This is a genomic window from Streptomyces ardesiacus (assembly GCF_003112575.1).
Classification (GTDB): Bacteria; Actinomycetota; Actinomycetes; order Streptomycetales; family Streptomycetaceae; genus Streptomyces; species Streptomyces ardesiacus.
Window position 1 is genome coordinate 345247 of the sequence record NZ_BEWC01000002.1, and the last position, 26727, is coordinate 371973.

At 73.0% G+C, this 26727-nt stretch carries 21 protein-coding genes and 1 riboswitch; of the genes, 10 read left to right on the plus strand and 11 right to left on the minus strand.

Going from position 1 to position 26727, the window contains the following annotated elements; genetic code table 11:
- Positions 1-10 precede the first annotated feature (10 nt).
- Together Sdi02f_RS08615 and Sdi02f_RS08620 are read left to right on the plus strand one after the other, a co-directional pair.
- On the plus strand, positions 11-1624 hold the full coding sequence (locus Sdi02f_RS08615; RefSeq protein WP_053638547.1) for a succinic semialdehyde dehydrogenase: 1614 nt from the start codon (positions 11-13) through the stop codon (positions 1622-1624).
- A 49-nt stretch (positions 1625-1673) separates the two neighbouring features.
- Positions 1674-3500 (plus strand): GMC family oxidoreductase, encoded by a 1827-nt coding sequence (locus Sdi02f_RS08620; RefSeq protein WP_108933036.1) that lies wholly within the window; start codon positions 1674-1676, stop codon positions 3498-3500.
- A gap of 130 nt (positions 3501-3630) precedes the next feature.
- Here the strand turns inward: Sdi02f_RS08620 and Sdi02f_RS35835 are convergent, their stop codons facing one another.
- Complete coding sequence (locus Sdi02f_RS35835) at positions 3631-4704, minus strand: LPXTG cell wall anchor domain-containing protein (protein ID WP_167458143.1); 1074 nt, start codon at positions 4702-4704, stop codon at positions 3631-3633.
- A gap of 665 nt (positions 4705-5369) precedes the next feature.
- The gene (locus Sdi02f_RS08635) at positions 5370-5657 is read right to left on the minus strand and encodes a chorismate mutase (protein WP_031083202.1); all 288 of its coding nucleotides are present in this window, start codon (positions 5655-5657) and stop codon (positions 5370-5372) included.
- 334 nt (positions 5658-5991) lie between these two features.
- On the opposite strand from Sdi02f_RS08635, the gene guaA reads away from it, so the two are divergent.
- Positions 5992-7572: a glutamine-hydrolyzing GMP synthase gene (gene guaA / locus Sdi02f_RS08640; RefSeq protein WP_030400285.1), complete on the plus strand. Its 1581-nt coding sequence runs from the start codon at positions 5992-5994 to the stop codon at positions 7570-7572.
- 3 nt (positions 7573-7575) lie between these two features.
- On the opposite strand, the gene Sdi02f_RS08645 is transcribed toward guaA, so the two are convergent.
- Positions 7576-8043, minus strand: coding sequence for a pyridoxamine 5'-phosphate oxidase family protein (locus Sdi02f_RS08645; RefSeq protein WP_030400286.1), 468 nt, complete (start codon positions 8041-8043; stop codon positions 7576-7578).
- A gap of 314 nt (positions 8044-8357) precedes the next feature.
- On the opposite strand from Sdi02f_RS08645, the gene Sdi02f_RS08650 reads away from it, so the two are divergent.
- Together Sdi02f_RS08650 and Sdi02f_RS08655 are read left to right on the plus strand one after the other, a co-directional pair.
- Positions 8358-9653: a hypothetical protein gene (locus tag Sdi02f_RS08650; protein ID WP_108933038.1), complete on the plus strand. Its 1296-nt coding sequence runs from the start codon at positions 8358-8360 to the stop codon at positions 9651-9653.
- Positions 9654-9815: 162 nt separating this feature from the next.
- Entirely contained in the window at positions 9816-10349 is a 534-nt protein-coding gene (locus Sdi02f_RS08655) for a DoxX family protein (protein ID WP_174843322.1), read from the plus strand.
- Between the two features lie 55 nt (positions 10350-10404).
- Here the strand turns inward: Sdi02f_RS08655 and Sdi02f_RS08660 are convergent, their stop codons facing one another.
- The gene (locus Sdi02f_RS08660) at positions 10405-10650 is read right to left on the minus strand and encodes a hypothetical protein (protein ID WP_108933039.1); all 246 of its coding nucleotides are present in this window, start codon (positions 10648-10650) and stop codon (positions 10405-10407) included.
- Positions 10637-12076: a PspC domain-containing protein gene (locus Sdi02f_RS08665; protein ID WP_053662869.1), complete on the minus strand. Its 1440-nt coding sequence runs from the start codon at positions 12074-12076 to the stop codon at positions 10637-10639. Before Sdi02f_RS08665 ends, Sdi02f_RS08660 begins: the two co-directional genes overlap by 14 nt.
- A 190-nt stretch (positions 12077-12266) precedes the next feature.
- Here Sdi02f_RS08665 and Sdi02f_RS08670 point away from each other — a divergent pair, with 190 nt between their 5' ends.
- Both Sdi02f_RS08670 and Sdi02f_RS08675 read left to right on the plus strand, forming a co-directional pair.
- Positions 12267-13559: an ATP-binding protein gene (locus Sdi02f_RS08670; RefSeq protein ID WP_031083199.1), complete on the plus strand. Its 1293-nt coding sequence runs from the start codon at positions 12267-12269 to the stop codon at positions 13557-13559.
- Positions 13556-14302, plus strand: a complete 747-nt coding sequence (locus tag Sdi02f_RS08675; protein WP_108933040.1) for a LuxR C-terminal-related transcriptional regulator — start codon at positions 13556-13558, stop codon at positions 14300-14302. The genes Sdi02f_RS08670 and Sdi02f_RS08675 overlap by 4 nt, the downstream gene beginning before the upstream one ends.
- Before the next feature lie 22 nt (positions 14303-14324).
- Here the strand turns inward: Sdi02f_RS08675 and Sdi02f_RS08680 are convergent, their stop codons facing one another.
- On the minus strand, positions 14325-15380 hold the full coding sequence (locus Sdi02f_RS08680; RefSeq protein WP_108933041.1) for a C40 family peptidase: 1056 nt from the start codon (positions 15378-15380) through the stop codon (positions 14325-14327).
- Positions 15381-15688: 308 nt separating this feature from the next.
- On the opposite strand from Sdi02f_RS08680, the gene Sdi02f_RS08685 reads away from it, so the two are divergent.
- Entirely contained in the window at positions 15689-16042 is a 354-nt protein-coding gene (locus Sdi02f_RS08685) for a membrane protein (protein ID WP_030400294.1), read from the plus strand.
- Here the strand turns inward: Sdi02f_RS08685 and Sdi02f_RS08690 are convergent.
- Both Sdi02f_RS08690 and Sdi02f_RS08695 read right to left on the minus strand, forming a co-directional pair.
- Positions 16020-17033: a tellurite resistance/C4-dicarboxylate transporter family protein gene (locus Sdi02f_RS08690; RefSeq protein ID WP_030400295.1), complete on the minus strand. Its 1014-nt coding sequence runs from the start codon at positions 17031-17033 to the stop codon at positions 16020-16022. The genes Sdi02f_RS08685 and Sdi02f_RS08690 overlap by 23 nt on opposite strands.
- Positions 17034-17060: 27 nt before the next feature.
- Positions 17061-18236 carry a C40 family peptidase gene (locus Sdi02f_RS08695; protein WP_030400296.1) on the minus strand — a complete coding sequence of 392 codons (1176 nt, stop codon included), beginning with the start codon at positions 18234-18236 and terminating at the stop codon, positions 17061-17063.
- Positions 18237-18242: 6 nt separating this feature from the next.
- Positions 18243-18428, minus strand: a riboswitch (cyclic di-AMP (ydaO/yuaA leader).
- A 253-nt stretch (positions 18429-18681) separates the two neighbouring features.
- Here Sdi02f_RS08695 and pcrA point away from each other — a divergent pair.
- Entirely contained in the window at positions 18682-21171 is a 2490-nt protein-coding gene (gene pcrA, locus Sdi02f_RS08700) for a DNA helicase PcrA (protein ID WP_030400297.1), read from the plus strand.
- A gap of 74 nt (positions 21172-21245) precedes the next feature.
- Here the strand turns inward: pcrA and Sdi02f_RS08705 are convergent, their stop codons facing one another.
- Both Sdi02f_RS08705 and Sdi02f_RS08710 read right to left on the minus strand, forming a co-directional pair.
- Complete coding sequence (locus Sdi02f_RS08705) at positions 21246-22886, minus strand: M23 family metallopeptidase (RefSeq protein WP_031083192.1); 1641 nt, start codon at positions 22884-22886, stop codon at positions 21246-21248.
- A 196-nt stretch (positions 22887-23082) separates the two neighbouring features.
- Complete coding sequence (locus tag Sdi02f_RS08710) at positions 23083-24081, minus strand: esterase/lipase family protein (RefSeq protein ID WP_108933042.1); 999 nt, start codon at positions 24079-24081, stop codon at positions 23083-23085.
- 391 nt (positions 24082-24472) lie between these two features.
- On the opposite strand from Sdi02f_RS08710, the gene icmB reads away from it, so the two are divergent.
- Complete coding sequence (icmB, locus tag Sdi02f_RS08715; protein ID WP_003974171.1) at positions 24473-24889, plus strand: coenzyme B12-dependent isobutyryl CoA mutase small subunit; 417 nt, start codon at positions 24473-24475, stop codon at positions 24887-24889.
- A 99-nt stretch (positions 24890-24988) separates the two neighbouring features.
- Here icmB and Sdi02f_RS08720 read toward each other — a convergent pair whose 3' ends face one another.
- Positions 24989-26686, minus strand: a complete 1698-nt coding sequence (locus Sdi02f_RS08720; RefSeq protein WP_108933043.1) for a DUF5691 domain-containing protein — start codon at positions 26684-26686, stop codon at positions 24989-24991.
- Positions 26687-26727 lie beyond the last annotated feature (41 nt).

Here is a 26727-nt window from a genome sequence, read left to right on the forward strand (position 1 = left end):
CCCTGCGGCCATGACGGACGCGCAGGCCCCGGAACTCACCGGCACGAATCCCCTCGCCCCCGCCCCGGAGGGCGCCCGCACCGCTGCCGACGTGGTCACGCCCGAGCTGGTCGCCCGGCTCACCAAGGGCGTGGCCGGGTCCGGCCGCACCGCCAACCACACCCCCTTCACCGGCGAGAAGCTGGCCGACCTGCCCGAGTCGACGCCCGAGGACGTGGCCGGCGCCTTCGAGCGGGCCCGCGCCGCGCAGGCCGTCTGGGCCCGCACTCCGGTACGGCAGCGCGCCGCCGTCCTGCTCCGCTTCCACGACCTGGTCCTCGCACGCCAGGCCGAGGTCCTCGACCTCATCCAGCTGGAGACCGGCAAGGCCCGCCTGCACGCCCACGAGGAGGTCCAGGCCGTCGCCGTCGCCGCCCGGCACTACGGCCGCAAGGCCCCCGCGTACCTGCGACCCAAGCGTCACACGGGCGCCGTGCCGACCCTCACCAAGGTCACCGAGCTGCGCCACCCGCGCGGCGTCGTCGGCCAGATCGCCCCCTGGAACTACCCCCTGGAGCTGTCCGTCGGCGACGCGCTCCCGGCCTTCGTCGCGGGCAACGCGGTCGTCATGAAGCCCGACACCGAGACCTGCCTCACCGCCCTGTGGGCCCGTGACCTGCTCGTCGAGGCAGGTCTGCCCGCCGAGGTCTTCCAGGTCGTCCTCGGCGAGGGGCCCGTGGTCGGCCCCGAGGTCGTCAAGCACGCCGACTACGTCTCCTTCACCGGCTCCACCCGCACCGGCCGCGAGGTCGCCCAGGGCGCCGCCGCCCGCCTGGTCGGCGTCTCCCTCGAACTCGGCGGCAAGAACGCCATGCTGGTCCTCGAGGACGCCGACGTCGAGAAGGCCGCGGCGGGCGCCGTCCGCGCCTGCTTCTCCTCCGCCGGCCAGCTCTGCATCTCCATCGAGCGGCTCTACGTCCACGAGTCCGTCGCCGACGCCTTCCTGGACCGCTTCGCCGCCCGCACCAGGGCCATGCGGCTGGGCACCTCCCTCGCCTACGGCGCCGACATGGGCTCGCTGGTGGGGGAGCGGCAGCTGGAGACCGTCAAGGCGCACGTGGCCGACGCCGTGGAGCGGGGCGCCAAGCTGGTCGCCGGGGGCGTCGCCCGCCCGGACATCGGCCCGTACTTCTACGAGCCGACCATCCTCGACGGCGTCACCGCGCCCATGACCGTGTGCACCGAGGAGACCTTCGGCCCGGTCGTCTCCGTGTACCGCTTCACGACCGAGGAGGAGGCCGTCGAGCACGCCAACTCCACGCCGTACGGGCTGAACTCCTCGGTCTGGACGAAGGACGCCCGGCGCGGCCGCGAGGTCGCCGCCCGGCTGCGCACCGGCACCGTCAACATCAACGAGGGCTACGCACCCGCCTACGGCAGCGTCCAGTCCCCGATGGGCGGCATGAAGGAGTCCGGCCTCGGCCGCCGGCACGGCTCCGAGGGCATCCTCAAGTACACCGAGGCCCAGACGGTCGCCCACCAGCGCCTGCTGCCGATGGCGCCGTCGCTGGGGATGGACGACGAGAAGTACGCGGCGTTCATGAGCCGGAGCCTGCGGCTGATGAAGGCGTTCCGCCTCCGCTGAGCCGACCCGAGCAGCCGCCACCCGTACCCGTTCTCAACGAGGAGAGCACGTGTCGCAGGAGAAGTCCGTCCAGACCCGGGACGAGAACGGGTACGACTACGACGTCGTCGTCGTGGGCTCAGGCTTCGGAGGCTCCGTCTCCGCCCTCCGCCTCACCGAGAAGGGCTACCGCGTCGGCGTCCTGGAAGCCGGGCGCCGCTTCACCCGGGCCTCCCTGCCCAAGAACTCCTGGGACCTGAAGAACTACCTCTGGGCGCCACGGCTGGGCATGTTCGGCATCCAGCGCATCCACCTGCTCGGGAATGTCATGGTCCTGGCAGGCGCGGGCGTCGGCGGCGGCTCCCTCAACTACGCCAACACCCTCTACGTGCCGCCGAAGCCCTTCTTCGACGACCCCCAGTGGCGCGACATCACCGACTGGCACGAGGAGCTGACGCCGTACTACGACCAGGCCCGGCGCATGCTCGGCGTCCGGCTCAACCCGACGACGACCCCCTCCGACGTCCACCTGAAGGCCGCCGCCGAGAAGATGGGCTGCGGCGACACCTTCCACATGGCGCCGGTCGGCGTCTTCTTCGGCGACGGCGAGGACGGCGACGGCAGGGCGAAGGCCCGGCCCGGGGAGCGGGTGCCCGACCCGTACTTCGGCGGAGCGGGCCCCGACCGCAGGGCCTGCAACGAGTGCGGCGAGTGCATGACCGGCTGCCGGCACGGCGCGAAGAACACCCTCAACGAGAACTACCTGTACCTCGCCGAGAAGGCCGGCGCGGTCGTCCACCCGATGACCACGGTCGTCTCCGTCACCGAGGACTCGCGCGGCGGGTTCGCGGTCGCCACGCTCCCCACCGACCGCAGGAACCGCCGGAAGAAGGACGCGGGCCGCACCTTCACCGCCCGCCGCGTCGTCATAGCCGCCGGCACCTACGGCACCCAGACCCTGCTGCACCGCATGAAGGCGGGCGGACAACTGCCCCACATGTCCGACCGGCTCGGCGAGCTGACCCGCACCAACTCCGAGGCGCTGGTCGGCGCCCAGACCGACGACCGGCGCTACCGCAGCGCCACCGGCGAGGCACGGGCCGACTTCACGCGCGGCGTCGCCATCACGTCCTCGATCCACCCCGACGCCAACACCCACATCGAACCGGTGCGTTACGGCAAGGGCTCCAACTCGATGGGCGGCCTGTCCATCCTCCAGGTCCCCTACGCCGGGCAGACCGCCTCGGGCGCCTCGCGCGTCCTGGGCTTCCTCGGCCACGCGGCCAAGCACCCGCTGCTGGTCCTGCGTTCGCTGTCCAACCGCAAGTGGTCCGAGCGGACCATCATCGGCCTGGTCATGCAGTCCCTGGACAACTCCCTGACCACGCACCTGAAACCGACGGGGGTCGGCAAGGGCCTGCTCACCGCCCGCCAGGGCCACGGCGCGCCCAACCCCAAGCAGATCAGGGCCGCGACCGAGGGCGCCTCCGCGCTCGCCGCCGAGATCAACGGCTTCGCCGGCTCCAACGTCGGGGAACTCATGGGCACTCCGCTCACCGCGCACTTCCTCGGCGGCTGCCCCATCGGCGCCTCGCGCGAGACCGGCGTCATCGACCCGTACCACCGGCTCTACGGCCACCCCGGCATATCCGTCGTCGACGGCGCCGCCGTATCGGCCAACCTCGGCGTCAACCCGTCCCTGACCATCACGGCGCAGGCCGAGCGGGCGATGTCGTACTGGCCCAACAAGGGCGAGCGCGACCCGCGTCCCGCGCAGGGCACCGGGTACGAACGTCTCGCCGCCGTCGCGCCCCGCTCCCCGGCCGTCCCGGAGAAGGCCTTCGGCGCGCTGCGGCTGCCGCTCCTGGACGTGCCCGCGGTGCCGCCCAAGAAGTAGCCGCTCGTCGGCGGCTCGTCGGCGGCCCGTCGGCGGGCTTCCGGAGCAACGAAAAGGTGAGTGGGACCCGCACCCCCCTCCGAGCGCGGGTTCCACCCACCCAGCCTGTGCCGTGCCGCCGTCGCGGCCGTTACGCGTCCGAGCCGGCCCTGCGCCGCCGCACCACGAACACCGCGCCGCCGCCGACGAGTACGGCGAGCCCGCCGGCGAGGCCGATCACCGGCAGCGCCGAGCTGGAGCCGGTCGAGGCGAGGCTCCCGGTGACCTGCGGGACGCCGGCGGCCGGCTTCTCGCGGACGTCGACCGGCGCGACGGGTGCCTTGCCGCCCTCCTGCGGCCTGGTGCCCTCCGTGTCCGTGCCGGGGGCCACGATCCGGAACTCGTAGGCGACGTCGCCGAAGCCGGTGCACGCGCCGTCCGCGTCGCCGTAGATCGTCGCGCCGAGCGTGAAGCCCGCGCCGACCGGAGCGCCGGCCCGCACGTCGATCCGCATCGGGATCTCGACCTCGTAGTCGGGGGCCAGTTCGTCGGTGTAGCCGATGTATCCGACCGCGTAGCCGAGTTCACTGAGGTCCTGCCAGGACTCGTCCTCGGGGTTCCAGGCCTGGAGGGCGACCTTCTCGCTCTCGAACAGCTCCTCGCCGTCGACGTCGGCGGAGGCGCCGGCCAGGTACTCGAGGTTCTTCAGCGTCGAACCGGAGTTGTTCGCCACGGTCAGCGAGAACTCGTGCCAGCCGCTGCCCGCCGCGATCTCGCCGGGCAGGCCCTCGATGTCGACGTCGACCTTGGTGTCCTCGCACACGGACGGCTCGGGGTCCGGGGACTCCGACTCCTCCGGGCTCCCCGTCGTCTCCGGAGCCTCCGGCGCGGTGGTGGCCGGTGCCGCGTCCGCGGGGGCGGACGTGGTCGGCTCCGTGCCGTCGGGGGCGGGGGGCTCCTCCTCGTCCGTCCCCTCCGTCGCGCTCGGGGAGCCCGTCGGGCTGCTCGTCGTGTCGCCGGGAGCGGGGTCGGTGGTGGTCCCGTTCGCGGGTTCGTCCGTCTCGTCCGCGCCGTCCGTGCCGGGCGACGGGGCGGAGGAGGACGGGGACACGGACGGGGACGCCGACGCGTCATCGGCCGCATGGGCGGACGGGGCCGCGAGGAGCGCGGCGGGGGCGACCACCGCCGTGACGGCGGCTGCGGCCAGGGCGCGACGAAGCTTCATGCCTGATGTGATCAGCGAAAGCTGTGAATGGTTGTCCTCGTTTTCACAGAATCCTTATGTGGCCTGCGTCACTGCCGCGGCATGTGTGACTGCTGCGACTCGTGTGACTTGCTGCGGCCCATGTGACTTCTGTGCCCGTATGACGGTTGTGGCCGGTACCACTGCTGCGACGGCGGTGACGCACCTGCGGGCCGGACGGCACGGCGAAGGGCCCCGCGGAACCGTGGCCCGCAGGGCCCTCCCTCTCGGCCGGCGCCGGCGGCAGGGCGGCCGCCGACGCCGGGGGAGCGGCGCCGGGGGGTCGCGCCGCTTGCCTTGGATGCCTGTGTTGTCCGGTCGCCCGTGGTGCCCGGACGCCGGTGCTGAACGTGGGACCCGTTCCCGTCGGCCGGCCCCGGGCGTCCCCGGGGCCGGCCGTTCTCTTGGGTGACCGGGCTGCTGTCCCCTGCCGTCCGGTCACTTCCTGGAGCGAGGTCCCACGACGCACGGCACGATCCGTACGTCTCATCGCTCCAGCGAGCCACGCGTGGTTCTTTCGGGCCCGCCCCTGGCTGACACGGACACCGGGACCAACGAAGCCGCTCGTCCACCGGTCACGCGCCGTACGGGTGAGAAGACGCCGAACTCAGATGCGACCCCCGGTCGCACCGTCGCCCCGGGACGGGTCACACGCGCCCGCGGCACAGCTCCAGCATCGTCATGGCCAGCGCCGTGCCCGGCTTGCCCAGCGCCTGCCGGTAGTGGTCGAGCACCTCCATCTCGCGCGAGAGGTTCACCCGCCGGCCGCCGGAGGTGATCCGCGCCTCCTGGATGACGGCGGAGACGGCCATCCGTTCCTGGATGAGCCCGATGATCCGGTCGTCCAGGGAGTCGATGCGCTCCCGGGCGCCGGTGATCACGTCCGCGGCCTCGGAGGTGTGGGCGCCGGTCTTGTCTGCTGCGGTGACGGTCATGTCGGTGGCTCCTCGCCGAAGGGTGGCGGCACCCGGGACCGGCACGGTCCGTCAACGCCAGGCGCCCCGGACCTTGTCGGCCCGGGGCGCCTGGGAAGTCGCTTGTCAGTTGCTCAAGCAGCACGACCATGGCAGCCGGTGGGCCGGTTGCCATAGGTAAACAGGAAGGTCTGGTGCTTGCGCATGGGGCCCAGTATGCCCCGGCGACGGTCGGTGTCCAAGCCGGTTCGCATGGTGAGACCCGTCGGCCGGACCCGGCGGCGGGCCGGGGCACCCGCCCACCTCGGTAGAATCGGGGGCACAAGCCCCCCGCCCGACCGCCGGAAGGCACCCCGTGTCATCAGCGACTCCCGCTGCCGCCGCCCCCGACACCGTCCTGGTCGTCGACTTCGGCGCGCAGTACGCCCAGCTCATCGCCCGCCGTGTCCGCGAGGCGCGGGTCTACAGCGAGATCGTGCCGAGCTCCATGCCGGTCGAGGAGATGCTCGCCAAGAACCCGGCGGCCATCATCCTCTCGGGCGGCCCCTCCTCGGTGTACGAGCCGGGCGCCCCGACCCTCGACCGCTCCCTGTTCGAGGCCGGTGTCCCCGTCTTCGGCATGTGCTACGGCTTCCAGCTCATGGCGCAGACCCTCGGCGGCACCGTCGACAACTCCGGCGCCCGTGAGTACGGCCGTACCGACCTCGTGGTCTCCAAGCCGTCCTCCACCCTCTTCGAGGGCACCCCGGCCGAGCAGGCCGTGTGGATGTCGCACGGCGACGCCTGCTCCGCCGCCCCCGAGGGCTTCACCGTCACCGGCTCCACGGACGTCGTCCCGGTCGCCGCCTTCGAGAACGACGAGAAGAAGCTCTACGGCGTCCAGTACCACCCGGAGGTCATGCACTCCACGCACGGACAGCAGGTGCTGGAGCACTTCCTGTACCGCGGCGCCGGACTGAGCCCCGACTGGACCACGGGCAACGTGATCGAGGAGCAGGTCGCGGCCATCCGCGAGCAGGTCGGCGACAAGCGCGCCATCTGCGGCCTGTCCGGCGGCGTGGACTCCGCGGTCGCCGCGGCCCTGGTCCAGAAGGCCATCGGCTCCCAGCTCACCTGCGTCTACGTCGACCACGGCCTGATGCGCAAGGGCGAGACCGAGCAGGTCGAGAAGGACTTCGTGGCCGCGACCGGCGTCCAGCTGAAGGTCGTGGACGCCGAGGAGCGGTTCCTCAAGGCGCTCGCCGGGGTGTCCGACCCCGAGGAGAAGCGGAAGATCATCGGCCGCGAGTTCATCCGGGTCTTCGAGCAGGCGCAGCTGGAGATCATGAAGGAGGACGGCCCGGAGGTCGCCTTCCTCGTCCAGGGCACGCTCTACCCGGACGTCGTCGAGTCCGGCGGCGGCACCGGCACCGCCAACATCAAGTCCCACCACAACGTGGGCGGACTCCCCGACGACATCGAGTTCGAGCTGGTCGAGCCGCTGCGCCAGCTGTTCAAGGACGAGGTCCGGATGGTCGGCCAGGAGCTGGGCCTGCCGGACGAGATCGTCCAGCGCCAGCCCTTCCCGGGCCCGGGTCTCGGCATCCGCATCGTCGGCGAGGTCACCAAGGAGCGGCTGGACCTGCTCCGCGAGGCCGACGCCATCGCCCGCGAGGAGCTGACCGCGGCCGGTCTCGACCGCGACATCTGGCAGTGCCCGGTGGTGCTGCTGGCCGACGTCCGCTCCGTCGGCGTCCAGGGCGACGGCCGCACCTACGGCCACCCGATCGTCCTGCGCCCGGTCTCGTCCGAGGACGCCATGACCGCCGACTGGTCCCGGCTGCCGTACGACGTGCTCTCCAAGATCTCGACCCGCATCACCAACGAGGTCAAGGACGTCAACCGCGTCGTCCTCGACGTGACGTCGAAGCCGCCGGGGACGATCGAGTGGGAGTAGGTCCTAGGCGCGCCTGACGGTGCGCAGGGGCTTTCCGGGCTGCCAGATCTCCAGGACGAGGTGCGCGTCGTCCTCGACGAAGGTCCGCACGACCTCCGTCAGCTCGGTTCGGAAGAGGTGGAACGGCTCCGGCGGTTCCACCTCTTTCACGTACCCGGCCTTGGTCTCCGGGTCCTCCACCTCGACCGCCCGCCCGGTGATCCGCACGTCCCCGCCGCCCATGCCGGTGCCGTCCCCCGGGTTCGCCTGGAGCGCGAAGCGGGCGTCCCGGCGCAGGTCGAGCGCCTTGAGCGAGCCCGGCATCATGCCGAGCCACAGCTCGCCGCCCAGGAAACGCACCTCCAGACCGGTGGTGCGGGGCGAGCCGTCCTTGCGGAGGGTGGCGAGGACGTGGTGCGTGTAGGCGGCGAAGCGGGCCTCGGCGGTGCGGGCCAGCGCGGGTTCGGCGGCGGCGAAACCGGCCCAGTTCACGGGTGCGCCCACGGGTGCGCTCACAGGTGTTCCTGACGTCATACGGCGAGTGTGGCCCCGAAAACCGACACCTTCTGTCGGGTAACCGCCCGCCGGGTGCGCCGTGCCGTGCGGGACCCGGGTACGGGCGGGTCAACACGGCGATGCGCGTGTCACCCGCGTTGAGCACCCGTAGGGCGGGGCAACGGGCGACGGCGGGCCGGGGTACGGCACAATTCGCTTGCGTCCCAAGGGACTTAGCGGCTCCCACGGCCCTCTGCTCCCGGGTTTCCGGACGGTTTCTTTCACAGGGTGCGGGAAGGCGGGCGTCGGGCGTGGCGGTGCAGGAGGCCAGAGGCGGGAGCGGCTCGGACAAGGGCGCGTACGAGGCGGCGCACGGCGGTGGCTGCACCTGCGGGGACTGCCCGCACGGCGCCCGCGAGGGGCACCGCCGGGCGGTCGCCGCGTTCCTGCTGCGGCGGGAGGAGTTCGCGGCCGGGCAGGGGCTGCCGGCCGCCGTGGCCCACTCGGCCTCCGCCTCCCGCCAGTGGGTCTCGGAGGAGCTGACCCAGTCCGCGGAAGCCGTCGCCGAACGCGGCCGTGCCGAGGGCGACGCCTGGCTCGCGGGGCTGGGCCGGCGCACCACGGCCGCCGTGTGGGCGGCGGTCGTCCTGCTGCTGCTCGGGCAGGCCCTGACCGCGGTCGGCGCGGGCTGGTCGGCGGCGCGCACCGCCGGGCTCGCGGCGGCCGTGGTGGTCGCCGGCGCGCTGACCGCGGCGTCCTGGTTCCACCGGGCGCGGGGCGGGGCGCTGGCCCCGGTCATCGGCGAGGACAACCGCCTGTCCACCTCACGTGCCGTGGCGGCGGCCTGGGTCCTCTTCGTCGCCTACGCGGTGCTCGTCCTGGCCGGGCAGCTGGCCGTCGCCTCCGGCCACGACCGGCGGGACGCGCTGATCTCCGGCCTCGAACTCGCCCGGGGCGCGGGTGCCGTGACCGTCCTCGCGGTGGTCTGCGGGATCGCGGTCCTGGTGCGGCGGGTGGTCGGACTCCGCGTGCTGGGACAGCGGCTGCAGAAGGTACGGGCCGACCGGCCGGGCGCCTCCGACCTGCTGACCGACGACGCGGGCCGCGGGACCTTCGCCGACATCCAGTACGTCGTGATCAGCGCCGTGGCCCTGGCGTTCGCGGCGGTACGGCTGGCCCGGCGCCCGGAGCAACTGCCCGACCTGCCGTGGGGCCTCGCGGTGGTGGTCCTCGTGTCGGCGGCGACGTACCTGGCCGGGAAGTACTCCGAGGGCGGCCGGCCGGTGATCCTCTCCGTGGTCCGGGCCCGGGAGGCCGGTGACCTGGACGCCCCGATCCGCACCGGCGACGACATCGAGATCCGCGGCGCGGGCTTCGTGCCGCCGGGCGCCCAGCGGGCGGACCGGCTCTCCCGGATGGTCGTCCGCATCGGAGCGGTCAACGTCCACGTCCCCCTGGTGCCGGTGACGGGCGGCTTCAGCAACCCCTCGGACGACCTGCTGACGGTCCCCGTCCCGGCGGACGTCGAACCGGGCCGGGTGGAGGTCCAGGTGGTCACCGGCGCGGGCGCGGAGACCAACCGCTACGCGATCGACGTGACGGACTGACGCCTCGCACCGCCCTCCGGGCGCGGCCGGCCGAACCGGCAACCTGTCGGAACCGACAGCAAGAAACCGGCTGTGCAGGCTTGAGCGGCGCCCACCCTTCGTACGTATGGTCTGGTGAGGGGGCTGGGTCCGGGCACGCGTGGCGAGAGGCGGCTGGCAGTGATGACGCACGGGATGCGGACGGATGTCCACACCTCACCCGGGACCCGGGGCGGAGGGGACCGGCGGGACGGCGCCGCCCGGTACGCCCTCCTCCCGCTGCGGATCTTCCTCGGTGTCACCTTCGTCTACGCCGGTCTGGACAAGCTCTTCGACGGCGCCTTCATGAAGGACGCGGGCGCCGGTTCCGTCGGCGACACGATGCGCGCGGTCCGTGACTCCTCGGCCGTCCCCGCCCTGGTCGACCTGGCCCTGAAGAGCCCCGCCGGTTTCGGCTACGCCATCGCCCTGGGCGAGCTGGCCGTGGGCATCGGTGCCCTGCTCGGTCTCCTCACCCGCCTCGCGGCGCTCGGCGGTGCGCTGATCTCGCTCAGCCTGTGGCTGACGGTGAGCTGGGCATCCGACCCCTACTACTACGGCAACGACCTCCCCTACCTCATGGCCTGGCTCCCCCTCGTCCTGGGCGGCGCCCCGCTGCTGTCCCTGGACGCCGTGCTGCGCGCCCGGCGCCGGGAACGGACGGGCGGGTACCGGTAGTCCGAGGGGCGCCGGGCCGTCAGCGGGGGACGTCCGCCCGGGGTTCGCCGGGCAGTCAGCGGGGGACGTCCGCCCGGGGTTCGCCGGGGGCCGGGGCGCCCGGGGCGCCGCGGCGCCGGTGTGCGGCACGGGCCACCATCCCGACCACGGCCGCGATGCAGAGCCCGCCGTTGACGAGGGGGATCAGCACGTACCACGGCGTCTCCCACAGACCGCTCCCGTCGCCGGCGTAGACGACCCCGGCCAGCATCAGGAAGACACCGGCCACCAGGCGTCCCGGCTGGAACCTATGACGCAGCACGGGCCACCTCCGCCTGGCCGAGGCCGACCTGGAGGTCCAGGTCGAGGGTGCCGGCGTCCTTGCCGCCCTTGGCGGGGGGCAGGGTGATCTCCTTGTGCTTGCCCGGTGCCACGTCCACGTCCTTCCCGTCGTCGCCGGGGAGCTGGATGTCGCCCACGCCCACCTCGACGCTCAGCAGCACGGTCACGTCCTGCGGCACGACGACCCGTATGCGGCCCATGCCCACCTCCGCCCGGGTGGTCACCGTCTGCCCCTCGGCGAGGTCCAGCCGGGACAGGTCGAGGGTGCCGCTGCCCGCGCCCACCTCGTACTGGTCGCGTACGTCGGCCGCCACCAGGGGCTTCCAGGTGGTCCGCACCCATTCGGTGCCGACGTTCTCCGGCACCGCGGTCGACGCGGCCAGCAGGCCCGCCGTGACGATCGCCAGGAAGACCGAGCCGGCTCCCGTACGTCCGAGGAAGGCGCTGACCGCGATACCGAGGCCGAAGACGGCGAGCGCGCACGCCAGGCCGGTCTGCAGACTGGCGCCGAGCGGGTGCTGGTCCCAGGTCAGCCGGGTCCCGAGGAACCCGGCGAGCAGGGCGAGGAGGAACACCCAGCCGCCGATGCCGTGGGGGCCGCGTGTCCGCGCGGATGGGGAGCACCGGTCGTCCGCGAGCTTGTGGTCGCGGCGGCCCGGGATGCCGCGACCGATGTTGACGGCCGCCGCGACGTCCCGCTCCAGGGGGTCCGGCGGGCCCCACATGTATCCGGTGCCGCCGTCGTGGGTGCCGTCCTTGACGATCGGGTCGCGCCACCAGGAGGGCCAGGTGTACATGATCGGGGGCGCCTTGGCCTCGGGCGGCGCGTCGGCGGCGGCCTGGGCCGCGAGCGGGTCCGGTTCCGGCGTCCTGCGCTGCCGCGACCAGTAGCCCGCGCCCGCGAGGAGGAGCGAGAGGACCACGGCGAAGGTCAGCACCCCGCCGTTGCGCAGCATGGTGAGGAAGATCCCGCAGCCGACCAGGGCGAAGAGCACGGCCGCCAGTGCCTGGCCGTCGACCCGGCCGGTCAGCAGCTTGCGCACCTCGTTCTCCTCCTCGTCGTCGTAGGGGACGAAGAGCCAGACGAAGCCGTAGAAGATGAGGCCGATGCCGCCGGTCGCGGAGAGCACGGCGAGCGTGATCCGGAAGATCACCGGATCCAGGTCGCACTGCCGCCCGAGGCCGGCGCACACACCGGCGAGCGACTTGTGCCGCCGGTCGCGCCGGAACCGGTGCGGCGGCCCGGGGGCGTCCGCGCCGCCCGCGGTGCCCGCGTCGGACGGGGAGCCCGAGCCGCCCGCGCCGGCGTCCGCGGCGGGCGCGGCATCCCGCGGCCCGGCGCCCTGCGCGGGGCGCGGGCCGGAGCCGGGTCCCGGACCCGTCGCGGCGTGCTCGTGATCTGTCATGAGTCCATGGTGACGGGCGCGGCGCCGTGACGGCAGTCGGTTCGACCCTGGTCGGACCCTGATATCGGCCCTGACTCCGGGCCCGGGAGGCGTTCGAGCCCCCGGCCGTCCTCCGCGGCTCGAAGATCAGGGGAGAGTGGGGGAACGACCCTGATGCCCCGGCTCCCGCACCCGTGTGAGTATCGATGTCATGCCGGAAGCCGCAGCAGCACCCGTCGTCGAACCGCGGCCGCCGCGCAAGCTCTACCGCAGCAGCGACGGACGCTGGCTCGGTGGCGTGGCGCGGGGGCTCGCCGGGCATCTCGGGCTGCCCGTCATCTGGGTCCGGTTCGCCTTCGTCGGGCTGTTCATGGCCGACGGTCTGGGCGCGCTGCTGTACGCGGCCTTCTGGTTCTTCGTGCCGCTGGGCGTCGGGGGCGTGGAGGCGCGGAAGCCCCCGTCCCTCGTCACCTCCGAGACCGCGCCCGACGGCCGCCGCCGGCTCGTCGCCCGCAAGCCGGACAAGGGGCAGATGGTCGCCCTGCTCCTCATGGTCGTCGTGGCCCTGGTCTTCGTGGGCAACGTCGACCTCGGCGGCGGGGCCAAGGCCTACCTCTGGCCGACCGTGCTCGTCGGCGCCGGCGTCGCCCTCGTCTGGCGCCAGGCGGACAACGCGCGCCGGGCCCGCTGGGCCGAGGTGGGGCGTCACCGCCGCACCGTCACCCTGCTGCGTTCCGTGGCAGGCGTCCTGCTGGTGACGGCCGGCGTCACCGGCATCTTCGTCCTCCAGGGATCCGCCGCCCACCTCGGCTCGGTCCTCCAGGCGGCCCTCGCCGTCCTCGTCGGGATAACGCTCCTGGCCGGTCCCTACCTGGTGCGGATGACGCAGGACCTCTCCGAGGAGCGGCTGATGCGCATCCGTGCGCAGGAGCGCGCCGAGGTCGCCGCCCACGTCCACGACTCGGTGCTGCACACCCTGACCCTGATCCAGCGCAGCGCGGAGAACGCGGGGGAGGTGCGCCGCCTGGCCCGGGCCCAGGAGCGCGACCTGCGCGCCTGGCTCTACAAGCCCGAGGGCAACGGCAAGGACGAGGACGACGAGCCCACCACCCTCGCCGAGGCCGTCCGGCGCAACGCCGCGGAGGTCGAGGACAAGCACGGCGTCCCCCTCGAGGTGGTCGTCGTCGGCGACTGCCCGCTCGACGAGAGGACCAGCGCACAGATGCAGGCCGCGCGCGAAGCGATGGTGAACGCGGCCAAGTACGGTGGCGAGGGCGGCGCCGTACAGGTCTTCGCCGAAGTCGAGGGCAGGACGGTCTTCGTGTCCGTCCGGGACCGCGGCCCCGGCTTCGACCTCGACTCGATACCCGCCGACCGCATGGGCGTCAGAGAATCGATCATCGGCCGCATGGAGCGCAACGGCGGTACGGCGCGGCTGCGCGCCGTGCCGGACGGCGGCACGGAGGTCGAACTGGAAATGGAGAGGGCGGAGAAGACGTCATGAGCGACCCGACCGAGGCGAACGGAACGGCGGGAGCGGGCGAGGCGGCCCGGCCCGCGCAGCCTGCCGGAGACGGCGCGGGGGAGCGCCGGGTGCGCGTGGTGCTCGTCGACGACCACCGCATGTTCCGCACCGGCGTCCAGGCCGAGATCGGCCAGACCGCCGAGACCGGCGTCGAGGTCGTCGGCGAGGCCGCCGACGTCGACCAGGCGGTCACCGTCATCACCGCGACCCGCCCCGAGGTCGTACTCCTCGACGTCCACCTCCCCGGCGGCGGCGGGGTCGAGGTGCTGCGCCGCTGCGCCCCCCTGATGAGCGACACCGAGCGGCCCGTCCGCTTCCTCGCCCTCTCCGTCTCGGACGCGGCGGAGGACGTGATCGGGGTCATCCGCGGCGGCGCCCGCGGCTACGTCACGAAGACCATCACCGGCACGGACCTGGTCAACTCGGTCTTCCGGGTCCAGGAGGGCGACGCCGTCTTCTCCCCGCGCCTGGCCGGCTTCGTCCTCGACGCGTTCGCCTCCACCGACGCCCCTCCGGTCGACGAGGACCTCGACCGGCTCACCCAGCGCGAGCGCGAGGTGCTGCGCCTGATCGCCCGCGGCTACGCGTACAAGGAGATCGCCAAGCAGCTCTACATCTCGGTGAAGACGGTCGAGTCCCACGTCTCGGCGGTCCTGCGCAAGCTCCAGCTCTCCAACCGGCACGAGCTGACACGGTGGGCGACGGCCCGACGGCTGGTGTGACCGGTGCCGCGGCCGGCGCCTCTCACACCACCCGCGCAGCTCCCTCGAACGGCATCTCGTCGACCGGGGCGACGCGCACCGGTGCCGACGGGTTCGGGGCGTGGATCATCCGGCCGTTGCCGACGTAGATGCCGACGTGGCTGATGCCGGAGTAGAAGAAGACCAGGTCGCCGGGGAGGAGTTCGGACCGGGAGACGCGGCGGCCCGCGCCGATCTGGGCGTAGGTCGTGCGGGGGAGGGAGACGCCCGCGGCGCGGTAGGCGGCCTGGGTGAGGCCCGAGCAGTCGAAGGCGTTCGGGCCGGTGGCGCCCCACACGTAGGGGCTGCCGAGCTTCTGGTAGGCGTAGGCGACGGCCGCCGCCGCGCGGGAGTTGGGGGCCTGGGCGGAGGCGGACAGACCCTCCCTGGGGCCGGGTGAAGAGGCGCGGGAGGCACGGTTGCCTGCTCCCTCACCGGCGCCGGTGCGTTCCTGGACGGTCAGCCGGGACAGCAGGCGGCGGGCCTCGGCCAGCTTGCCGGTGACGGTCTCGCGGTGGCGTTTCAGCTCCGCACGGCGCGACTTCAGCGAGGTCACCTCGATGCGGGCGGCGCCGCGCAGTTGCTGGATGTCGCGGAGTTCCTCGCGCACGTGGCCCACCGTCGCCTTCTGCCGGCTGCCCGCGCGCTCGGCGAAGGCGGCGCCGTCGAGATACCGGTCCGGGTCGGAGGAGAGTGCCAGTTGCAGCGCCGGGTCCAGGCCGCCGCTGCGGTACTGCGCCGCCGCGACCGAACCGAGCGCCTCCCGCGCCGAGTTCAGCCGGTCCTCCTTGCGGGCGGCCTCGTCCCGCAGCTTCTCCAGGCGCCGTTCGGCGGCGTCGGCCTTCTCCTTCGCGCCGTTGTACTTCTCCGTGGCCGCCTCGGCCTCCTGGTAGAGCTGGTCCACTTTGGCCCGGACCTGCGCCGCCGTCGGCTGCGGATCGGCGTGCACGGTCCCGCCCAGCCCCGTCGCGGTGGCCGCGCCCGCGAGGGTGATCGTGGCCGCCGTACGGGCTCTGCCGCCGCCCGTCGCGCGCCGTCGGGGCCTGCGGTGCGTTCCCACCTGCGATCCACGTCCTTCCGTACGACTCGACTCCGGCGCCCGCCGGGTCGGCTCCGGTCCGCTCCGGCTGCCTGGGCCAGGACGCTAGGCGGGTCGGTAACGGTCCGGTGACGGGATGCGCGGAAGTGGCGGGACCAGATCGCGCGGCGACCGCAAGTGATCGCCGGCTGCTCCAGGGCCCGCCCTCTTCACACAGGGTGATGACCGATGTGCCGGACCGTGGGCGCGCGGGGCGCGGGAGCTGTTATGGGGGTGCCGGGGCAGGCCGGTGTCCGGGCGCTTTCCGGCGCTCATTAGGCTCCGGCCCCATGGACGTACTCATCCACATCTTCGTCGGTCTGCACATCATCGGCATCGCCGCCCTGCTCGGCGGCTTCCTGACCCAGATGAAGGCGATGGGCCGGGGCGCGGCCCGGTTCACCCCCGCGATGCTGCACGGCGCGCTGACGATGCTGGTCACCGGGGCGGTCCTGGTCGGCCTCAACCAGGCCCAGGACTACTCCGTCGACAACGTCAAGATCGGCGTGAAGCTCGCCGTGCTGATCGTGATCCTCGGCCTGGTCTACGTGAAGCGCGACGAGGAGAAGGTGGACAAGCCGCTGTTCGGCCTGGTGGGCGTGCTGACCCTGGTCAACGTCTTCATCGCGGTGCTGTGGACCTGACCGCTCCCGCGTCCGCCCGCGCGGACCGCAGCTCGGTCCGGGCCCGTACGGCCGCCCCCGCCGCGACCGCCAGCCACCCGGCCACCGCGATCCACGTCAGCGCCCGGCCGGGCGCGTCCAGCCACGGGACGTCGACGGCGGCGGCCACCGACAGCGTCGCCGCCGCCGTCATGCCGAGCGGGAAGACCGTCGACCAGCGGCGTACGTCGTAGCGCGGACGGGGCCAGGCGATCTCGGCGGCCAGGAGCACGGCGTACCAGGCCAGGTCGAGGGCGAGCAGGAACACGGTCAGGTCGTGCAGGACGGCCTGGTCGTCGCCGTTCCACAGGTACATGCCGGTCCCCGCCGCCGCGAGCAGCTTGGCCCCGGCGAGGGCCGAGATGGCGAGCGCGCCGCCGGCCACCCAGTGGTCCCCGGAGCCCCGGGCCACCTGCCGCAGGTCGAAGCGGAACAGCGCGATCAGATAGAGCACGATCCCCAGCCAGAACGGCAGCAGCGCCGCGTGCGCCAGCCACGGCGTCGAGGTGGCCGCGGACAGCGTCGCGGCGAGCACGGCGAGCCCCTCCGTGGCCACGCAGCCCAGGAACACCGCCCCGGGCATCCGCCGCCCCCAGTGCCGCACCACCAGGAACAGCAGCCACGGCCACAGCAGGGCCGCCAGCCCCAGCAGCACCGCCGCCAGGAGCGACCAGCCGAGCAGCGAGAAACGGGTGCCGACCACGGTCGTCGCGGCGACGGCGGTCAGCGCACCCGGCGTCCCGGCCCGCTCCGTCCACTGCGTCCGGTCCGCGAGCAGCAGGTGGACGAAGTTCGCCGCCAGGGTCAGCCAGGCGACACAGGCCAGGGCCAGGGCGATCCGGGACAGGACCTCGTGGCCCGTCAGATGCAGGGCGACCGACACGATGCCGGTCGCCATCACCGCGGCACCGGCCGCCGGTGGACGCTGCGCCCACCAGGTGCGCAGCGCGGAGGGATGGGTGGCCGATGACATGCCGCCGATGCTAGAGACCCGTACCGATCAGGCCGGGCGCACCACGCTGTAGATGGACGACTCCCCGTCGTAGAAGATCGACTCCTCGCGGACGTACGCGCCCGGCTTCGGGGCGTGGATCATCATGCCGTCGCCGATGTACAGGCCGACGTGGCTGATGTCGTCGTAGAAGAAGACGAGGTCACCGGGTTGTGCCTGGGAGACGGGGACGGTCGTGCCGGCGTTGACCTGGTCGTAGGTGACGCGCGGCAGCGTCACGCCCGCGGCCTTCCAGGCGGCCTGGGTCAGGCCCGAGCAGTCGTAGGAGCCGGGGCCCGTGGCGCCCCAGACGTACGGTTTGCCGATCTGGGCGCGGGCGAAGGCGATCGCCTTCTCGGCCTGGGTGCCGTTCGAGGTCTCCGGCGTCGACGGGCCCGAGGAACCCGTGCCGGTGGAGGTTCCCGGGGATCCGGTGCCGCTCTCCTGCTTCCGGGCGGCCTCCGCCTGCCGTTCGCGCTCGGCCTCCTGCTTCTTCGCCAGCTCGGCGGCCTTGCGTTCGGCCTCCTCCTGCTTCTTCTTCTCGATCGCCGCCAGCCGGGCCTTCTCCTCGGCGGTCAGCTCCGACAGCAGCTCCCGCGCGGTGGCCAGCTTCTTCTGGACGGTCGCCTTGGCCGTCCTCAGGTCGTTCTGCGAGGCGGTGAGCGTCTCGAGGCTCTCGGTGGCCTCCCGCCGCTTCTTCATCGTCTCGGACTGCTGGGTGACGTAGTCGTCGACGGCGCTCTTCTGCCGGCCGGTGAGCCGGTCCATGAGCTGGTTCTGGTCGAAGTAGTCCTGCGGCGAGTCCGCGAGCAGGAGGGTCGCGGTCTCCGGGACCGAGGCGCCCGTGCGGTACTGGGCGGACGCGAAGGAACCCAGCTCGTCGCGCGCGTCGTTGAGCTTCTGGGTGCGCCGGGCCACGTCGTCGAGGAGGTCGTCGACCTTCTTGCGCTGCTTGGAGGTCTTCTCCTTGGCCGCGTTGTACTTCTCGGTCGCCGAACCGGCCTGGCGGTAGAGGTCGTCGACCTTCTTCTGGACCTCTTCGAGGGTCGGCCGGTCGTCCGAGGGCGTGGCGTGGGCCGTCTGGGACAGCAGGGCGACGGAGGTGAGGGCCGCGGTGGCGAGGGCCGGGGTCCGTATGCCCGCCACGCGGACACCGGTGGGACGCGACTTGCGGTGCGACGCCAAGGAGGCGACTCCTTCCAGTGGTCCGCCTACCGGGTTAGCTGTCGGGTTCGGGCGGTGGGTCGGAAGGGTTGCCCTACGGCGGCCCGCCCTCGCGTCTCGCCGAGGGCGGTGCGGCCGATTCACCCCAAGGTCTCGGTGGGTCCCCGGCTCCGGGTGCCGCGCGGGCAGGGCCGGACTCGGCGGAGGCCGCACGGCCCGGCGGGGTTCGCCGGTGGGGGTCGGGCGGCCTGCCCCGCACCGTAGCCAACGCGTGTGGCCGCTGTGAAGGTTGGTGGGTGATATGCCCGATACATTTTCGTGACCTTCCGTGCGGGCGTCCCGGGGCCGGCCGTCGGCGTCACTCTTCGTGTCCCGGCCGGTCGCGGGGCGTGCCCGGCCAGGGAACGCCGGGCATTTTCCGGGGTGGCACCGGGTTGTCGGTGGGGCGCCCTAGACTCGGAGAGCGATGAGCAGCCTCTTTGACGACAGCTTCCTGGCGAGCCTCCAGACCCCCCGCGGTCACGAGGAGGAACCCCCGCCGCCGCCCGAGGACGATCACGGACCGGAGCAGGTTCCGCACGATCTGTTCGGCGGGAAGTTCGACGTGCCTCCGGACCGCGACACCCACTACCGGGACGGCGCCCCGCGCCCCGCCCTGGACCCGGCCGCGCTCCTGGAGGGGCTGAACGAGAACCAGCGGGCCGCCGTCGTCCACTCCGGCTCCCCGCTGCTCATCGTGGCCGGCGCCGGTTCGGGCAAGACCCGCGTCCTCACCCACCGCATCGCCCACCTGCTGGCCGAGCGCGGTGTCCACCCCGGCCAGATCCTCGCGATCACCTTCACCAACAAGGCCGCGGGCGAGATGAAGGAGCGCGTGGAGCAGCTCGTCGGCCCGCGGGCGAACGCGATGTGGGTGATGACCTTCCACAGCGCGTGCGTCCGCATCCTGCGCCGCGAGTCGAAGAAGCTCGGCTTCACCTCGTCGTTCTCGATCTACGACGCCGCCGACTCCAAGCGGCTCATGGCGCTGGTCTGCCGCGACCTGGACCTGGACCCCAAGCGCTTCCCGCCGAAGTCGTTCAGCGCGAAGATCAGCAACCTGAAGAACGAGCTGATCGACGAGGAGGACTTCGCCGCCCAGGCCGCCGACGGTTTCGAGAAGACCCTCGCCCAGGCCTACGCCATGTACCAGTCGCGGCTGCGCGAGGCCAACGCCCTCGACTTCGACGACCTGATCATGACGACGGTCAATCTGCTCCGCGCCTTCCCGGACGTCGCCGAGCACTACCGCCGCCGCTTCCGGCACGTCCTGGTCGACGAGTACCAGGACACCAACCACGCCCAGTACGCCCTGGTGCGCGAGCTGGTCGGCGTCCCCTCGGAGCACCCCGTCGACGTGCCGCCGGAGGCCGAGGTGCCGCCCGCCGAGCTGTGCGTGGTGGGCGACGCCGACCAGTCGATCTACGCCTTCCGCGGCGCCACCATCCGCAACATCCTCCAGTTCGAGGAGGACTACCCGGACGCGACCACGATCCTGCTCGAGCAGAACTACCGCTCCACGCAGACCATCCTCAGCGCCGCCAACGCGGTCATCGAGCGCAACGAGTCCCGCCGCCCCAAGAACCTGTGGACCAACCAGGGCAACGGCGCCCGGATCACCGGGTACGTCGCCGACACCGAGCACGACGAGGCGCAGTTCGTCGCCGACGAGATAGACCGCCTGTCCGACGCGGGCGAGGCGAAGGCCGGTGACGTCGCCGTCTTCTACCGGACCAACGCCCAGTCCCGTGTCTTCGAAGAGGTCTTCATCCGCACCGGCCTGCCCTACAAGGTCGTCGGCGGCGTCCGCTTCTACGAGCGCAAGGAGGTCCGGGACGTCCTGGCCTACCTGCGGGTGCTGGCCAACCCGGAGGACTCGGTGCCGCTGCGCCGCATCCTCAACGTCCCCAAGCGCGGCATCGGCGACCGTGCCGAGGCGATGATCGACGCCCTTTCCCAGCGGGAGAAGATCAGCTTCCCGCAGGCGCTCAGGCGCGTCGACGAGGCGTACGGCATGGCCGCCCGCTCCGCGAACGCCGTCAAGCGGTTCAACACGCTCATGGAGGACCTCCGCACCGTCGTCGAGTCCGGCGCCGGGCCGGCGACCGTCCTGGAGGCCATCCTCGAACGCACCGGTTACCTGGCGGAGTTGCAGGCCTCCACCGACCCGCAGGACGAGACCCGCATCGAGAACCTCCAGGAACTCGCCGCCGTCGCCCTGGAGTTCGAGCAGGAGCGTGCCGAGGGAGAGGAGGCCGGCACCCTGGCCGACTTCCTGGAGAAGGTCGCGCTCGTCGCCGACTCCGACCAGATCCCCGACGAGGAGGACGGTGACGGGGTCGTCACCCTCATGACCCTGCACACCGCCAAGGGCCTGGAGTTCCCGGTCGTCTTCCTCACCGGCATGGAGGACGGCGTGTTCCCGCACATGCGCGCCCTCGGCCAGACCAAGGAGCTGGAGGAGGAACGGCGCCTCGCCTACGTCGGCATCACGCGCGCCCGCGAGCGCCTCTACCTGACCCGGTCGACGCTGCGCAGCGCCTGGGGCCAGCCCTCGTACAACCCGCCCTCGCGGTTCCTGGAGGAGATCCCGGCCCCGCACCTGGAGTGGAAGCGCACCGGGGCCAACGGGCCCGCGTCCTCCGCGCCGGTCTCGGGGGTGGCGGCCTCGCTGTCCTCGTCCCGTTCCCGCTCCTCGGCGTCGGGCGCGTCCGGCTTCGCCACCCGCAGGGCGGCCGGGGCCGAGAAGCCGACGGTCGCGCTGGCGGTCGGCGACCGCGTCACGCACGACCAGTTCGGGCTCGGCACGGTGGTCGGGGTCAAGGGCACCGGCTCCAACGCCGAGGCCACGATCGACTTCGGGGACACCAAGCCGAAGCGGCTCCTGCTGCGGTACGCGCCGGTGGAGAAGCTCTGAGGGAGCGGCGGGGACGGGGGCGGACCCGGGCGACGACCCGGGTCCACGGCCTGGTCTGCTGAGACGTTACGGCATCAGGTCGGGCTGATGCCGTGGCTGCGCAGCCACGGGAGCGGGTCGATCGACGAGCCGCCCCCGGGGCGCACCTCGAAGTGCAGGTGCGGACCGGTGGAGTTGCCCGAGTTGCCGGAGAACGCGATCGCGTCGCCCGCCTTCACGGTCGTACCGGAGGGGACCTGATAGCTGGAGAGGTGGCAGTACCACGTCTCCGTGCCGTCCTTCGCGGTCACGATCATCATGTTGCCGTACGCGCTGTTGTACTGCGTCCGCACGGTGCCGTCGGTCGCCGCCATCACCTTCGTCCCGTACGACACGGGGAAGTCGATGCCGGTGTGGACGGACATCCAGTTGATGCCGGCCTGCCCGTAGTACGCGCTGAGGCCGTGCTGCTCCACCGGGAGCGCGAACTTGGGGCGCAGCCGCTCCTTGCGGGCCGCCTCCTCCGCCGCCCGCCGCTTCTCCGCGTCCTGCTCGGCCTTGAGGTCGATGCGCTCCTGCGTCCGGCTGGCCCGGTCCGCGAAGTCGTCGGCTCCGGCGGCCAGGCTCGTGAGCTGGGTGTCCAGCTTGTTGTTGGCGGTGGACGGCTTCACCGGCGCGGCCTTCGCGTTGCCCGGATCGGGTGCGGAGGCCGCGGCGTCCGTGCCCTCGTCGCCGGTCAGGCTGCCGACGGAGGCGGCCGCGATACCGGCGACGCTCATCACGCAGGCCGAGGGCACCGCGATGGTCAGCAGCGCGGAGCGCTTGGCGGGCTGGCGGCGACGGGAACGCGCCCCGGCGCGGGAGCCGGTGCGCGCGGCCGGGACCGGCGCGGCCGCTGTGACCTCTTCCTGGTCGTCCAGGAGGGCGGTCACGGTGGGAAGCTCACCGGTGGCGGCCGGTTCGGCGTCGTCCGGCACGGGGTGCTCGGCCGGTCCGGCCTGTCCGGCCGGGTCCTCCGACGGGCCGGTGGCGGTGCCGTCCGTGTTCCACTGCGTGGCGTCGTAGGCGCCGGTGTCCACGGGAGCGCCCGCGAACGCGCCGGTGTGGAAGGTGCCGGTGGCGAAGGAGTTCGTCTCGAAGGCGCCGGTGTCGTGCGTGCCGGTCGCGAAGGCGCCGGTGTCGTGCGTGCCGGTGTCGTGCGTACCGGTCGGGAAGGTGCCGGTCGCGAAGGCACCGGTGTCGAACGTGCCGGTGTCGAAGGTCTGCGTGCCCCAGTGCCACTGCTGGGTGCCGTCGGCCGGGTCGCCCAGCTGGTCCGGTGCGCTCCAGGCGCCGGTGTCCCACTGGCCGCCGGCCTCGGGGCCGGGCTGCTGGCGGCCGGTCGTCCACGTCGTCGTGTCGTAGGCGCCGGTGTCGTAGGCGGCTTGGTGCTGGGCCGGGTAGGCGTCGTAGGGGAGGGTCTGCGCCCCGCCGGTCGACCACTGGGTCGTGTCGTACGAGCCCGTGGCCTCGTGGGCGGCGCCGCCGTGGCCCGGCATGCTGCCGAACAGGGGGTCCGCGTCGTAGGCCGAGGTACCGGAAGTGCCGGTGGAGAAACCGGTGGCGTCGTAGCCGCCGTACGTGGTGAGGTCGCCGTACTGGGCCTCCCCTGTGCCGTACGACGCGTAGTGCGCCGAAGCGGCGTCGGAAGCCGAAGCCGGGGTGTTCACGGTCCCCGACGGGTGACGGTCGTTCACCAACTTCTCTTTCGCCTCGACAACAGGGGCTGCGAGAGCAGTGCGGTGACTGTACCCGGCGGTATACGGACACGACAATCTTCGGCAGGTTTCACGCGCGAAGGAAACGGGCAATCGGCCGTGTTTTGGCGGAGGGCGGGCGCGGGCTTGGCCTTGTGTTCGACTTCTGTTCGAGTCCGAACGGGTTGCTTCGGTCTCAGGCCACGGTGAGTCCGTCGGTGTGTGTGCCCGAGCCCGGGTCGGTGCGGGTGCCCGCTTCCGTCTCGGCGCCGGACGTGTCGAGTGCCTGCCGTATCCCCGTGGCCACGGCGGGGTGCACGGGCAGGGCGAGGTGGCCGATGCCGCTCACCCGTACGTTCTCGGTGTCCAGGTCGGGATGGGCGAGGCAGGCCGTCTCCAGCGGGTCCATCACGTGGTCCAGGTCGCTCCAGAAGCTGACGAAGCGCGTACGGCAACCGGGCGCCGGGCGGGTCAGCTCCTCGATCACCGCGGATCCGGGGCGCATCTGGCGCACGATCGGGTGCGCGTTCGCCAGGGGGACCACCTTGGTGCCGGCGTGCGGGGTGCCGAGCGTCACGAGGGTGCGGACCCGGCGGTCGCCACCGAGGCGCTGTACGTAGTAGCGCGCGATCAGGCCGCCGAGGCTGTGCCCGACGACGTCGACGCGCTCGCTGCCCGTGCGCTCGCAGATCTCCTCGACGTGCCGGCCGAGCAGCTCGGCGGCGGTGCGGATGTCGCAGGTCAGCGGGGAGTAGTTCAGCGACTCGATCGCGTGCCTGCCGTGCTGGGCCAGGCTGCGGCGCAGCAGCAGGAAGACGGAGCGGTTGTCGATGAAGCCGTGCAGCAGGACGACCGGGGGGCGGGCCGGGGCCGGCAGCCTGGGAGCGGCCCCGGGTGACGGCCGCGGGTCCGGGGCGTCCTCCGGCCGCAGGGCCCGGGCGGCCGGGCGGCGCTCCTGCACGATCCCCGAGGGGTAGAGGAGGACGTGTCCGGCGAAGATCGCCGCTTCGAGCGCGCTCGCCTTCAGGAGGGTCAGGGAGAGCCCGGTCAACCGGCCGGGCAGGGCCGCCACGTCGGAGAGTCCTGGCAGCGACGCGATCCCGGGAATCCCAGGGATCCCGGGAAGTCCCGGCAGGCCGGGCAGGAGACGCTGAACGAGCGGGAGAAGGGGCAGTGCTGCCGTGGTGACCTTCATGGGCCGACCTCCTGTCGGCACGCGCAGGGACGCCTCTGTCCCCCGTGTGCCCTCGTGGAGCGCCGTGACACCAGTGAGGGGTGATGTTCGGGAGGTTTATGCAGGTAAGAACGGTCGTATGGGGCTGGACGGGCCTGCGAGGCCCCTGGTGCGACGTGGGCTGCGGCGCTCCGTGCGCAGAGTGCCGCCACGCCCGGAGGGGGCGCGGCGAACATGTCCCACCGTGTGATTTCCCCCTCTGTATTCACCGCGAAACTGCCGGTTGCGGGATGCTGGCGATAACGTTCGTTCACTTCCCCGGACGCTGTGGTGCGGGGTCTCCGCGCCACGAGGCACGAAGTGTGCGGTACTTGTCGGTACGGATGGATGTAGTCGCTTCATGGAGGCAGTGATGGGTGTGGCAGCCGGTCCGATCCGCGTGGTGGTGGCCAAGCCGGGGCTCGACGGCCACGATCGCGGGGCCAAGGTGATCGCGCGGGCCCTGCGCGACGCCGGTATGGAGGTCATCTACACCGGGCTCCACCAGACTCCCGAGCAGATCGTCGACACCGCGATCCAGGAGGACGCCGACGCGATCGGGCTGTCCATCCTCTCCGGGGCGCACAACACGCTCTTCGCCGCCGTGATCGAACTGCTCCGGGAGCGGGACGCGGCCGACATCCTGGTCTTCGGCGGCGGGATCATCCCGGAGGCGGACATCGCCCCGCTGAAGGAGAAGGGCGTCGCGGAGATCTTCACGCCCGGCGCGACCACGGCATCGATCGTGGACTGGGTCCGGGCGAACGTGCGGGAGCCCGCGGGGGCCTGACCCGGCCGCCCCGCTGCCGTGCCGCTGCGGGTCCCGCACCGGCACGGCGGGAACGGCCGCGACCGCGACGGCGCGTTCCGTGCGGGCGTGGCGCCACGCCTACCCCGCCCGGAGTTCCCCGTCCATCTCCGCACGCAGCCGCAGCGTCCTGACCAGCCGGTGGAACGCCTCCGCCCAGTACCCTCCGGCCCCCGGCGACGCGTCCTCCGGCTCGTCCGGTATCGCCAGCAGGCCGTCGAGACGGCCCGCCTCCGAGGGGTCGAGGCAGCGTTCGGCCAGGCCCATGACGCCGCTGAAGCTCCATGGATAGCTCCCGGCGTCGCGGGCGATGTTGAGCGCGTCGACCACCGCACGGCCGAGCGGCGCGGCCCACGGCACCGCGCACATGCCGAGCAGCTGGAACGCCTCGGACAGGCCGTGCGTCGCGATGAACCCGGCGACCCACTCGGCGCGTTCGGCCGCGTCCAGGGTGCCGAGCAGCTTCGCCCGCTCCGCCAGGGACACCGCGCCCGGACCGCCGGCCTCGGGCGCCGTGGGCGCTCCCAGCAGCGCCCGGGCCCAGGCGCCGTCGCGCTGCCGTACCGCCGCGCGGCACCACGCGGCGTGCAGTTCGCTCTGCCAGCCGTCCGCCACCGGCAGGGCGACGATCTCCTCGGGAGTCCGTCCTCCGAGCCGGTCCGCCCAGGTGGTGAGCGGGGCCGCCTCCACCAACTGGCCGAACCACCACGACCGTTCACCCCGCCCGCCCGGTGGCCTGGCCGTCACGCCGTCCCGCTCCATGCCCGCGTCGCACTCGTGGGGGGCCTCGACGACGATCGCCGGTGGACTGAGGGTGCGGTCGAGGGACACGCACGTCGCGGCGCGCGCCGCCATCCGCGCGGCCAGTGCCGAGCGCGGCAGTGCCGACAGCAACTCCGCCGCCGTGGCCCGGACGTTGCGACTGCGGTCGGTCAGCGCCTGCTCCAGGAACGGCTCGTCCTCGGCCTCCAGTCCCGTCCGCAGTGAGTCGCAGAACATCAGCCGGTCCTCGGCCCGCTCCGTCGCCCAGGTCGACGCGAGCAACTCGCGCGCGCCGGCGGGATCGCGGGCGCGCAGGGACGCCAGGAGAGCGACCCGTTCGGCGAACAGTCCCTCGTCCCAGAGCTGCCGTACCCGCTCCGCGGCACCAGGCCCGGACAGCTCGGCAACACCGCCCTGCGCCGCCCGCAGGGCGAACCGCCAGTCCGGATTGAGCCGGGCCAGCCACAGGGCACGGGGTCCCGCGAACGTCAGCGCCGCCGGCCGCAGGTCCGTACGGCCCCGCGCCGCGTCCAGCAGCGCCGGAAGTGCCTGGGGCGGCGCCGCGAAACCGCGCGCGTTCGCCGTCGCCAGCCACTGGGGCAGCAACTCCATCAGGTCGGGCGCGCTGCCCCTGCGCCCGCCGCCCGCCGGGCCCGGGCGGTCGGTGAGCAGCATCGTGAGCCGGCGGGCGGCCGGGCCGGGCAGCGGCGGCCGGTGATCCTCGGGCGCGGGGACGGGGCGCCGGGCTGCGCGGGCCGGGCGCAGTCCGGCGCGACGGCGGACGGTCTCCGCGGCCGCCGCGTCCAGCAACGCGGCCGCGGCGCCCGGCCCGCGCTCGCCACCCGGTGGAGTACGTCGGTCGGTGCCCAGCAGCGCCGAGGTGACTAGCCCCTCCCACGCGCCGGGCTCGGCTGCCGGTACCACGGGGGGTGCCGGGAGCGTGGGCCGCGAGGCCGACTCCCGTACGGTGGCCGCCGCCGGGGCGGGTGTGTCCGTGAAGGCCGGTGTCCTGGTCATGCCGTTCCCCCTCTGGTTCCGGTCCGGACCCGTCGTCCGGG

Bases quoted from the DNA above. Each gene is read 5' to 3' on its own strand.
- Sdi02f_RS08615 (WP_053638547.1), top strand. From the start codon at position 11: ATGACGGACGCGCAGGCCCCGGAACTCACCGGCACGAATCCCCTCGCC.
- Sdi02f_RS35835 (WP_167458143.1), bottom strand. From the start codon at position 4,704: ATGAAGCTTCGTCGCGCCCTGGCCGCAGCCGCCGTCACGGCGGTGGTC.
- Sdi02f_RS08635 (WP_031083202.1), bottom strand. From the start codon at position 5,657: ATGACCGTCACCGCAGCAGACAAGACCGGCGCCCACACCTCCGAGGCC.
- Sdi02f_RS08655 (WP_174843322.1), top strand. From the start codon at position 9,816: ATGACGCACGGGATGCGGACGGATGTCCACACCTCACCCGGGACCCGG.
- Sdi02f_RS08665 (WP_053662869.1), bottom strand. From the start codon at position 12,076: ATGACAGATCACGAGCACGCCGCGACGGGTCCGGGACCCGGCTCCGGC.
- Sdi02f_RS08670 (WP_031083199.1), top strand. From the start codon at position 12,267: ATGCCGGAAGCCGCAGCAGCACCCGTCGTCGAACCGCGGCCGCCGCGC.
- Sdi02f_RS08675 (WP_108933040.1), top strand. From the start codon at position 13,556: ATGAGCGACCCGACCGAGGCGAACGGAACGGCGGGAGCGGGCGAGGCG.
- Sdi02f_RS08685 (WP_030400294.1), top strand. From the start codon at position 15,689: ATGGACGTACTCATCCACATCTTCGTCGGTCTGCACATCATCGGCATC.
- Sdi02f_RS08690 (WP_030400295.1), bottom strand. From the start codon at position 17,033: ATGTCATCGGCCACCCATCCCTCCGCGCTGCGCACCTGGTGGGCGCAG.
- pcrA (WP_030400297.1), top strand. From the start codon at position 18,682: ATGAGCAGCCTCTTTGACGACAGCTTCCTGGCGAGCCTCCAGACCCCC.
- Sdi02f_RS08710 (WP_108933042.1), bottom strand. From the start codon at position 24,081: ATGAAGGTCACCACGGCAGCACTGCCCCTTCTCCCGCTCGTTCAGCGT.
- icmB (WP_003974171.1), top strand. From the start codon at position 24,473: ATGGGTGTGGCAGCCGGTCCGATCCGCGTGGTGGTGGCCAAGCCGGGG.
- Sdi02f_RS08720 (WP_108933043.1), bottom strand. From the start codon at position 26,686: ATGACCAGGACACCGGCCTTCACGGACACACCCGCCCCGGCGGCGGCC.